This is a genomic window from Neobacillus rhizosphaerae (assembly GCF_050477885.1).
In the GTDB taxonomy this organism is placed as follows: Bacteria; Bacillota; Bacilli; order Bacillales; family Cytobacillaceae; genus Neobacillus; species Neobacillus rhizosphaerae_A.
On sequence record NZ_JBCNAC010000164.1, the window covers coordinates 50,028 to 60,139 of the forward strand.

The 10,112-nt window shown below is 37.7% G+C and carries 10 protein-coding genes and 1 pseudogene; 5 read left to right on the forward strand and 6 right to left on the reverse strand.

Going from position 1 to position 10,112, the window contains the following annotated elements; all coding sequences use genetic code 11:
- Positions 1-163 precede the first annotated feature (163 nt).
- Both ABES03_RS22320 and ABES03_RS22325 read left to right on the forward strand, forming a co-directional pair.
- Entirely contained in the window at positions 164-634 is a 471-nt protein-coding gene (locus ABES03_RS22320) for a DinB family protein (protein ID WP_430120829.1), read from the forward strand.
- A gap of 127 nt (positions 635-761) precedes the next feature.
- Complete coding sequence (locus ABES03_RS22325; protein WP_430120831.1) at positions 762-1,265, forward strand: DinB family protein; 504 nt, start codon at positions 762-764, stop codon at positions 1,263-1,265.
- Between the two features lie 40 nt (positions 1,266-1,305).
- On the opposite strand, the gene ABES03_RS22330 is transcribed toward ABES03_RS22325, so the two are convergent.
- Positions 1,306-2,067, reverse strand: coding sequence for an MBL fold metallo-hydrolase (locus ABES03_RS22330; RefSeq protein WP_430120833.1), 762 nt, complete (start codon positions 2,065-2,067; stop codon positions 1,306-1,308).
- Positions 2,068-2,267: 200 nt separating this feature from the next.
- Between ABES03_RS22330 and ABES03_RS22335 the strand changes: the two genes are divergently transcribed.
- On the forward strand, positions 2,268-3,407 hold the full coding sequence (locus ABES03_RS22335; protein ID WP_430120835.1) for a metallophosphoesterase: 1,140 nt from the start codon (positions 2,268-2,270) through the stop codon (positions 3,405-3,407).
- Between the two features lie 55 nt (positions 3,408-3,462).
- Here ABES03_RS22335 and ABES03_RS22340 read toward each other — a convergent pair whose 3' ends face one another.
- From ABES03_RS22340 to ABES03_RS22350, 3 genes and pseudogenes are all read right to left on the reverse strand, one after another.
- Positions 3,463-3,930: a CBS domain-containing protein gene (locus tag ABES03_RS22340; protein WP_430120837.1), complete on the reverse strand. Its 468-nt coding sequence runs from the start codon at positions 3,928-3,930 to the stop codon at positions 3,463-3,465.
- Between the two features lie 175 nt (positions 3,931-4,105).
- A pseudogene (locus ABES03_RS22345) lies at positions 4,106-4,420 on the reverse strand (GTP pyrophosphokinase); the annotation flags it as partial.
- A 102-nt stretch (positions 4,421-4,522) separates the two neighbouring features.
- Positions 4,523-5,173, reverse strand: coding sequence for a TetR/AcrR family transcriptional regulator (locus ABES03_RS22350; protein WP_430120839.1), 651 nt, complete (start codon positions 5,171-5,173; stop codon positions 4,523-4,525).
- Positions 5,174-5,476: 303 nt separating this feature from the next.
- On the opposite strand from ABES03_RS22350, the gene ABES03_RS22355 reads away from it, so the two are divergent.
- Entirely contained in the window at positions 5,477-5,638 is a 162-nt protein-coding gene (locus ABES03_RS22355) for a hypothetical protein (protein ID WP_307288219.1), read from the forward strand.
- Positions 5,639-5,712: 74 nt separating this feature from the next.
- Here the strand turns inward: ABES03_RS22355 and ABES03_RS22360 are convergent, their stop codons facing one another.
- Both ABES03_RS22360 and ABES03_RS22365 read right to left on the reverse strand, forming a co-directional pair.
- Positions 5,713-6,288, reverse strand: coding sequence for a DNA-3-methyladenine glycosylase I (locus ABES03_RS22360; protein ID WP_430120849.1), 576 nt, complete (start codon positions 6,286-6,288; stop codon positions 5,713-5,715).
- 117 nt (positions 6,289-6,405) lie between these two features.
- Positions 6,406-8,769 (reverse strand): alkaline phosphatase PhoX, encoded by a 2,364-nt coding sequence (locus ABES03_RS22365; RefSeq protein WP_430120841.1) that lies wholly within the window; start codon positions 8,767-8,769, stop codon positions 6,406-6,408.
- Between the two features lie 227 nt (positions 8,770-8,996).
- On the opposite strand from ABES03_RS22365, the gene ABES03_RS22370 reads away from it, so the two are divergent.
- Positions 8,997-9,818 (forward strand): Cof-type HAD-IIB family hydrolase, encoded by an 822-nt coding sequence (locus ABES03_RS22370; RefSeq protein ID WP_430120843.1) that lies wholly within the window; start codon positions 8,997-8,999, stop codon positions 9,816-9,818.
- The last annotated feature ends 294 nt before the right edge of the window (positions 9,819-10,112 follow it).

Below are 10,112 nucleotides of genomic sequence, written 5' to 3' on the forward strand. Positions count from 1 at the left end.
TTCTATCTTCATACTAACAAGATTTCGTTTAGCAAAGATAATACTTAAAAGTAATAAACCCATAACTAATCGTTATTACCGTATGATTTAAGAACATTACCTACTACACATAAAAACTGGTATTCTAGGATTAAAGTAAAAATAAATTTTGGGAGGTTTTACTATGAATGTTGTCTTACAATTCGGCACCATCATTCCATTTTTAGAGGAAATAAAGCAAGTGGATGGAGATCGCATTTTCTTCTCACCAATTAGTGAGGGAAAATGGTCATCAGCTGCCATCGTTGCCCATCTTTACCTTTGGGATCAATACATACAAAATTCTCGATTACCAATGATGTTAGCTGGTGATACCCTTCCATCTGGCCAAGTCGATGTCCAAGCAATTAACAATGATGCTCAAAACTTTGCTCATTCTGGTATTAGTAAAAACGACTTGATTGATCAATTTGTTAACAATCGGAAAATCCTTCTAGAGGAAATAGCAAAAGTGGATCTCCAAACCGCTTTTACAATTGGAGAGCATACCTATACCCTTGAAAAATATTTGACAGGTATGGTTGAACATGATGAACACCATATGCAGCAAATGAAAGATGTGTACAAACAAGCGAGAAAAAGTTGCATCGAGTGAAGATAAGAAGGCTGTTTCTTGAATAGTTCCAATCAAAATTCTTTTTTTTCTTTCATTTAGTACTAGGTCATAAAAACATGTAATAATATATAGTTGAGTATTTCATTTTTGCTGGGGGGAAAATTTCATGACCCAAGAACACCTTCTATTAGAAACAAGAACTACCCTGTTGAACGAAATTAGTTTACTCGGTTTCAAAGAATTGAACAACCGTTCTGAACCTAACAAATGGAGTATCGCCCAAGTTTGTCATCATCTTGCTATTACGGAGAAATTATTTGCGCGTGCCATTGAATATGCTCTAAAGCAACCACCTACTAATCACGTAAAACAAAAAAATATCCAGGTTCTATTAGACCGGAGCATTAAAGTAGATGCTCCAGAAATCGTAAAGCCAGCTTTAGAACCATTCGAATTAGTGCATGTCACTGAGCTATTAAATGATTCGAGAACCTACTTACTCGCTGTTCTCGACAGGGTAGAGGACAAGTCTATTTTGTATGAAAAATCTGCAAAGCATCCAATCTTTGGTGAATTACCCTTAAATCAATGGATTGACCTTATATATTTACATGACCAGCGACATATTGAGCAAATTAAGGAAATTAAAAACTTTTTCGGCATCGAATAGAAATAGCTTGGCATCAGCCAAGCTATTTTTAAAATCCAGATTAAAATACTAGAGACATTCCATCATTCGGAACAAATACATTTGAAAGCTGATGGGTTGTAATCGATTCTTTTAGTTCTCTTCGCGTTAACAAACAATGATTCCATGATTCCATGTGGACCACTACTATTTTTGAAGAAGGGCTTACCCTATGAACCTTTTCGATATCCTTTACCCCCATTGTTATAGGGTCCCCCGTTAAGTATTGTGCTTCCCCTCCATTTAGTACAATAACTCCAGGCGAATAATTTGAAATTGCTTCCTCTACTTCCGAACACCAGATGGTATCCCCTGCCACGTAGATCACAGGCTCATCTACCGCCTGTAAAACAAACCCTGACACTGGGCCCATAAGTTTCCCTAGTTCACCCGTCCCATGTTGTCCACCGGTTCTTTTGAATTGAATTCCTCTCCATACTGTTTCGTGCTTTACGCTCCTCACATCTTTAAATCCTAGACTAATCAATTTTTCTTCGTCCTCTGGCTGGCAAAAAACGGGGAGGTCTTTCGGCAGTAATTCGATTGCTCGATCATCTAAATGGTCCCGGTGTGAATGGGTAATGATTATTGCGTTTATTTCACTTAACAATTCTTCTACCGGAATCGGCAAGTCAACTAAAGGATTTTTAAATTCATTGGCTGCATTTGCAACCGGTGCAAGTGTACTCTTTAAACTAAATATTGGATCAACTAGTATCGTCTGCCCGTTAACTTGAAGTTTTATTGTTGCATGTCTGATTAATTGAATGTTCAAGGTATTCATTCCCTCCTGTTTTGGTTTCTATAAGAATAGAATATAGGGTAGAATCAAAAATAGGAAATACATAAAACTTATACATTCATAACTAAAAGTTATAGAATGAATGCCACAGTGTTGTTTTGTTGACAGTGTTTTCTTTCCATGCAATACTTGAACTACTATTCATGTTTTTGGGGTTTTTCAACTATTGAAGGAGTTGTTATATGAAACCACGCTATTTTATAAATTTCCTGCTTATGATTATTGTTTATTCTGCTTTAACCTTCTACATTGGCTGGAACGGCTGGTTGTGGCTTCATACGTCCTTTGGACTTGAGACAAAATGGACCTATGGGATCCTGATTGCACTAATTTCTTTTTCCTACATTATTGGTCATTTCCTAAAAAGCTTGCCGGTATTTAAAGTGATTGGATCGTATTGGTTTGGAGTTCTCCAGTATGCTATTTTCTTCCTCCCCATTGCAAACCTGATTGCATTGGCATTAATATTTTTCGGACTGCCTAAGACAACGGTGGTCATTTGGTTAGGCGGGATTGTACTTACTGCCTTTATTGTTCTATTCATTGTTGGTACGTTTAATGCCTATAGCCCTGTTGTACGGAAATTCTCCATTGAAATCCCAAAAAATGGCCAATCTCGGTCTCAACTAAAAATTGCCATGGCTTCTGATATGCACTTTGGCAGACTTTCGGGGCCAGCCCATGCACGCCGGCTCGTTCGGGAAGTGAATGCCCTTAAGCCTGATATTATTTTGTTGCCAGGTGACATTATTGATGATGATCCTGAGCCATTTATCAAGAAGAACATGGGAAAAATCATGAGCGGGTTATCAGCACCACTAGGTATTTATGGCGTTCTAGGTAATCATGAATATTATGGAGGCGGGATACCAAAGTACCTGCAGGAAATGAAACAAAACGGGATTACTATCTTAATGGATGAGGTCGTCAAGATTTCCGATAGTTTTTATTTGGTAGGTAGGAAGGATAAAACAGATAGCCACAGAATGCCGATTGACAACTTACTTTCTGATATTGACCATTCCCTACCGATTATTATGATGGACCATCAACCTGCTGAGGTAAAGCAAGCGGCACAGAATCAGGTGGACCTACTTCTTTCAGGTCATACTCATAGAGGGCAAATGGCCCCGAACCACTTGATTACCCGTAGAATGTTTGAAGTGGACTGGGGTTATCTCCAAAGAGAACAACTTCATACCATCGTCTCATCAGGCTATGGCTTTTGGGGTCCGCCCCTACGGATTGGTAGCCGTTCTGAAGTCATAGAAATAGATGTGACGTTTAGCGAATTCGAAAAAAACGAACCTCTTAGGTCATAACCAATAAAAGCCCATCACATTGTTAAATTGTAATGGGCTTTTATTATGAAAAAATCTATTCCATGCTCTTGACAATAGTTTGCTGGATGTTCCTAATTACATCGCCTCGGCTGATTACCCCGACCACATGGTTCGTTTCATCGATGACAGGAAGTTTCTTAAAATGGTGCTTTGATAAAAGTGTAACAACGGTTTTCATATCATCATTTGGATGTACGGACACTATTCCATTAGTCTTTGCAATTCGAATGATATCCACTTTAGCCATCTCATCCAAGCGCTCATCCAAATCTTCTTCTGCAATATAAGTGATAAAACTAAAGTAATCCTGGATTCTACGGTCAATAGGCTTAATCGCGCGCAAAATATCCCCATCGGTTACAATACCCAAGAGCTTGCCATTTTCGTCCACAATCGGAACTCCACCAATTTTCTTCTCAACAAACGTTGTCATTACGTCCTTAATGGAACTATTCGGTCTAACTGAAATAACATCTCTCACCATAAAATATTTGACCTTCATGTTCGTCACCGCTTTCAATAGGATAAATGTTTAGCATTTGCTTTTTTGCAAAATTGTTTCTAAAAATGGAATATTTAATTTACCTTTGTCGAGCAGAAGGAGGTTCTCTTCTTCCTCATCAGCCTGCTTTATTATAGAAATTTCTTTATGGAAGTATAAGATGAAGACTTTGTTAACCATTCGACTTTGGATTTTTGATATTATCCTTTGTTTCAACTATCCGTATATCTTTTTGATTAGCAATCAATGCATATAACTCATAAATATCGGAAATAAACGAACAGGTAATACGAATTCCTGCGATATCTTTGATTGATTGGAGCGTAAATTCATGACCTTTTCGATACACTTTTTTTAATATACTTTCAGGTGACTTTAATAGTGATTTCACATGTTCTATTGGATTATAATCATGAATATAATTAAACTCATCTTTTAAGATATTAATTTTTGTGTTCATTTCGTATAAGACAAACTTATATGCCATCATGAACCGAGTTAATTCAACCTTTATTGCCTTCAATTCTCTTAAATCAATACCTTGTCCAATTGGTAAAGGATAACTTCCTCTCTGCAAATTAATTAGTCCTTTTTAATCCATCGTATGATTATTTCGCAACTGTTCCAAAATATCAGGTGGAAAAATCATCCTACAAATGACTTTAGCTATATTTTGATAATTTCCCTTTTTCCCTGTTTGACGCTCTTTTTCGTATCCATTCTCCACTAGTACCATGATGGCCCAAGAGACTGTTTCCAGGTCTAAGTCCTTCCATGTTAATCCTTTTTCTTGAGCTTGACTTAATCCTAAATGAATTCTGTTAAGGACCTTTCTCCTTGCGGTTCCTATCACCTCAGAAAGCTCAATGTCTTTAAGTAGCAGTTCAGGCAGAACCCGGTTGAGCCCTAATTCACTTAACCGCTTATAATGCGCCTCCAAAGTTGTGGCTAATAACTCTTCTGGATGGCAGGAAGCCAAGCTCGGTTCAGGAGGAAGAATCCTATCTAATTTATCTTCTAACAATGACAACAGCAGCTGTCGTTTATCTGAAAAATAACGATAAAAAGTCCCAGTGGCTACCCCTGCATGGGCGGCAATTTCTTTTGCCGTTGTTTGCTCATACCCTTTTGAAATGAACAATGCATGTCCACTTTCAAGCAACGCATTTCTCTTTTGCTGGGCACGTTCCTGTTTTGGAATAAATGGGAACTCACCAACTTGAATGTCTTCATGCTCAGACATTTTATCACCTCATGATTATCATACCACTTTTTATAAAATTGAACCATAGTTCATGTTTTTGTTGACAGGTTTTCACTGACGTGCAATACTTGAACTAAGGTTCATGTTATAACTTTTTCATTGTTTCACACCCCTTTTATAATGAAAAGGATTGTAACATAACCTACTCCTTTGCAATTTTTTCAAAAAATATTTTCTAAGGCAGGAGTTCTTCATTTTTTTTCGAATTATTTATAGTATCTTTATCACGATTTATCGTTTTTTTTCATATATTTTACCAACTATCGGAAGGTGTTGATTAATTTGGCCAATCAATCTGAATCAAAAAAAATCTCTGTTAATTCAACAATCTCTTTAAAGGGGATTGTAAAAGCCATTTTCAACGATACCGTTCATGTCCAAATTGGCGGGAAGATTATTCCGATTCCTGCTTCCGATTTCCTTGTGGAGAAACCCTCCAAGTAATTGTTAGATTTTTCAATATTTCATTTTACACACAGAAAAGCGATGCCTCTTTCTTAAGAGAGCATCGCTTTTTTTTAGGATTTTGTAACCGGAACGGCTTTTTTGTAGCAATCACATGTAACGATATGATCATTTACCATTCCTGTTGCTTGCATGAACGCATAACAAATTGTCGACCCCACAAATTTAAATCCGCGTTTTTTTAAGTCCTTACTTAACTTATCGCTGATTTCGGTTGTTGCTGGGACCTCTGATAATTCTTTGAAATGGTTTTTAATGGGCTGCCCATCGACAAAGGACCAAATGTATGTCTGGAAGGAGCCGAATTCCTCGATTACCTTCATATATGCTTGTGCATTGGTAATAACAGCTTTGATTTTTAGCCTGTTTCGAACAATTCCTTCATTATGTAAAAGCACTTCAATTTTTTTATCGTCGTAACGAATAATTTTTTCTGCATCAAATTGATCAAATGCTTTTCGATAATTCTCCCGCTTCTTTAAAATCGTATACCAACTAAGCCCTGCTTGAGCCCCTTCGAGATTTAAGTATTCAAACAATAATTGATCATCATAAACCGGAACACCCCATTCGTGGTCATGATAATCAATATATAATGGATCTTGATTTACCCAACCGCACCTATTCATCATTAGCCCTCCCCTTTTTATTTTAGTATATCAGAAACCACCACCAAGAACAAACGTTCTGTTGAGTGCATAAAAAAAAGTGGAATCCATATATTCGATTCCACCTTTTTATTGCACTTATCGTACCCATTCACCATGTTGGTTCACTTTATAACCGTGAATAGTAGTATTAACTGCCATACTGCCATCTGTGTTTAGATAGTACCATTTGTTTGCTGATTTAACCCAGCCTGTTTTCATTTCACCAGATTCTGAAAGATAGTACCACTTGTTTCCTGTCTTTACCCAGCCTGTTTTCATTTCACCGGATTCTGCAAGATAGTACCACTTGTTTCCTGTCTTTACCCAGCCTGTTTTCATTTCACCGTCTTCTGCAAGGAAGTACCACTTGTTTTCTGTCTTAACCCAACCTGTCTTCATTTCACCGGATTGAGCGAGGTAATACCATTTGTTCCCTGTCTTTACCCAACCTGTTTTCATTTCACCAGTTGCTTCGAGGTAGTACCATTTCGCATGGTCTTTCACCCAACCCGTTTGTACATCACCATTTTCATTGTGGAAATACCATTTTCCATCCTTTAAATTCCAGCCAACATGTTTCCCGTTTAACTGTGGTAGACCAGCAATATAGCCTACTCCACCTTTTTTGTCGATCCCAATTCCTGCTTCAATTGCCTTCTCTAGCTCTTCCTTATTCACAGCTGTACCTTGGAAGTTCTCGAGCTCGTCACCTGGGTGCTGATAGTTGCTCAATACATAGGAGAAGCCATTGAAGTTGTCAAGGACACGTAATCCTGTAGCTTCAGCTCCCACCGGAACAGATAACACACGAGAAAGTTCCTTTGTGTCCACATTATAAGCCCATACGAAATTGTTCGTGTGCTCCCCGCCATCTTCACCGATAAATAATGTTCTCATTTTTTCAGAATAGCTCAGGTTATCAGGCTTGGAAATTTTGTCAGGATTTGCTTTATTTCCATATGCATCAGCAGCAGCTAAATCTTCCCCTACTACCATTGCTTTCATGTCAGAAGCTGCGTATTCACTATTAATTTCGTTGCCATCCTTGTCCTTTAAACCACCAGTTAAATTAAGTTCATATGTTCCACCTGCGTTAATTTTATTCAAATGCACATCATCTACAGGGTCCACTTGAGTTGTATCTTCCAACATGGCTTTACCAATTTCCGAAATGGCCATATATACTTTTTTATCTTTAGCATTAACCGTGATACCTTCCATTTTACGGAACTCTGCAGTCGCACCCTTTAAAGCTGCATAACGACGAGATTCAAGGAAGGCTGCTGCTTTTTCCATACCAGGCTTTAATTTAATATATTCAGTTTTTCCACCGCTTGAATCTGTTTTGATGGCTGTAAAGCCTTCAGTTGGCTCGCTAGCTGTTTCAAAGATATCACTGAATTTTGTTCCCTTGTCAATAATCGCTCTAACTTCGTCATCTGTAGCATGTCCTAGCTTCACCCACTCAAGGTCACCAGATCCACCGTTTTCTGCACTTGTTTGAACGAATTTGGCTGCGTATAGAGTTCCTGCAGACAAGTCTTTTTCTTTATCGGCAACATACATAAATGTTACTGTGTAGTTCCCATCATCACCGAAAAATGCGGTTTTGTTATCTGGCATCACTGTCATTATTTCATGAGAAAAACGACCAGCACTATAGTGTTTGACTACACTTGTATCTCCATTAGGTTTTACTGTTACTTCTGGGATAAAACCATAGTTGTAAGGATTTGCTTTTGATTCATCACCAAAGTAAAGCTTTGCAAAGCCTTTAACATTCGTAGAATCCTTATCTGTTCCGATTTCTGCCTCGAATTGACGGGCATTTGGTTCATATTCCTCTGATCCTAAATGGGTTCCCCATGGTGAGGTTGAGCCATTACATGGAATCCACAAACCGTTTACGCTTGAAAAATCAATTTTTTTAGCATCCTTAACAGATAATTCTCCAGTCCTTTTATCTTGATTTAGGTGGGTTAGTGTCATGGATGCTGGAACCACACCATACGCTGATTTACCGGCGTTATCTAATGAATCATATTCAAAATGAGATACCATGAATAGGTTCCCGCCTACATTCATTAAGCTATTCGAGTCTGGCGCATCTGAAATATAATAGGATTCCTGACCAGGGACACTCTTGTCTACGATTGGATTTCCGTTCACATCAATAGGTGTTCCCGCAGGAATTTTTTCACCTTTGTTTGTTACAATCTTTTCATCTGAAAGGAATAATTGTTTGTACGTTAGAGGGAAATTTTTTGTTTTTCCGTCGCTGTAGGTTACGTCCATTGAAGCACTAGTATATGTTTTCACCATGTCTTCAATTGAAGCCGGTGCCTTCATTGAATTGAATTTAAATGAATCAATGGAAATATCTTTACCTGCTGCTGCCGCAGGTGTTACTGCTGGTATCATTAATCCTAGAGCTAGTGCAACTGTTAATCTCTTTTTCATAATTTTTACCCTCCAAGTATGTTAATTACTACTACTCTATTAAAACCCAACACTATTAAGGGGATATTAAACGAATGTTGAGATATCATTAATTAATGTAAATTTAACTTAACAAAAGCAGGCTCACCTCATCTCGTTTTTGATTTTCCTACAATTGTTATGAGTTTTTTTCCTAGACTTATAGTAAGATGATGAAGGAAATATAGTATAGAAAGGATTCATCGAGAATGACATATAAAATGATTGTACTAGATTTAGATGATACATTATTACAAGACGACCACACGATTTCCCCACGCACAAAGCAAGCGTTAATGGATGCGCAGGAAGCTGGCGTTAAGGTTGTATTAGCATCTGGGCGTCCAACTTCCGCAATGATTGATATTGCTGAAGAATTACGTTTAAAGGATTTTGGTAGTTTTATTCTATCTTTTAATGGTGCAAAAATTACAAACTGCCAAACGGGTGAAGAGCTTTTCAGCAGTACCCTTTCACCAGAAATGGTCCACTATTTATATGAAGTAAGTCGAAGTGAAGATGTTTGGATTCACACGTATGTTGGGGACTATATTGTGACAGAAGCGGGAAATCAATATACAGATGTGGAAGCTGCGATTACCAGCCTAGAGGTTTTTGAGGTGGATAGCTTTGTAGAGTCTGTTAAAGAACCTGTGGTTAAAGTGTTAATGCTTGAGGAGCCCGAAAAGCTTGCGGTGGTTGAGAAAAAGCTACAAGAGCAGTTTGCTGGTAAGCTAAGTGTCATGCGCTCGAAGCCCTTCTTTTTAGAGTTTACGGAAGAAGGTGTTACAAAAGGGACAAGTTTAAATCATTTGATTGGTGAGCTCGGTATCACACGTGAAGAAGTGATTGCCATGGGTGACAGCTACAATGATCTGGCCATGATTGAGTTTGCAGGGCTTGGTGTAGCAATGGGCAACGCACCTGATGATATCAAGGAAAAAGCGGACTATGTGACTGATACGAATATGAATGATGGCGTAGCGAAGGTTGTTGAAAAGTTTGTGTTGAATGGTGCGGTGCTGGTTTAATCATTTTATGGTGGTATCTAGGGCAGTTTTTTATTAAAATTGGTATTTTTTTACAACATTTGTAGAATAACTCGTAAATTTGTAGAATTCCTTCCAATTTATGTAGAATAAGTACTAATTTGTGTAGAATTCCATTGATTTTATGTAGAATTCTTCTGATTTTGTGTAGAATTCCAAAATTCTTTTTGCAGAAATTCACAATTTTGTAGATATCCTTGATTTTTGTGTAGATAATACCTAAATTTGTCTAGATATCCTTGATTTTTGTGTAGATATGATACTACGTCAAGAAAA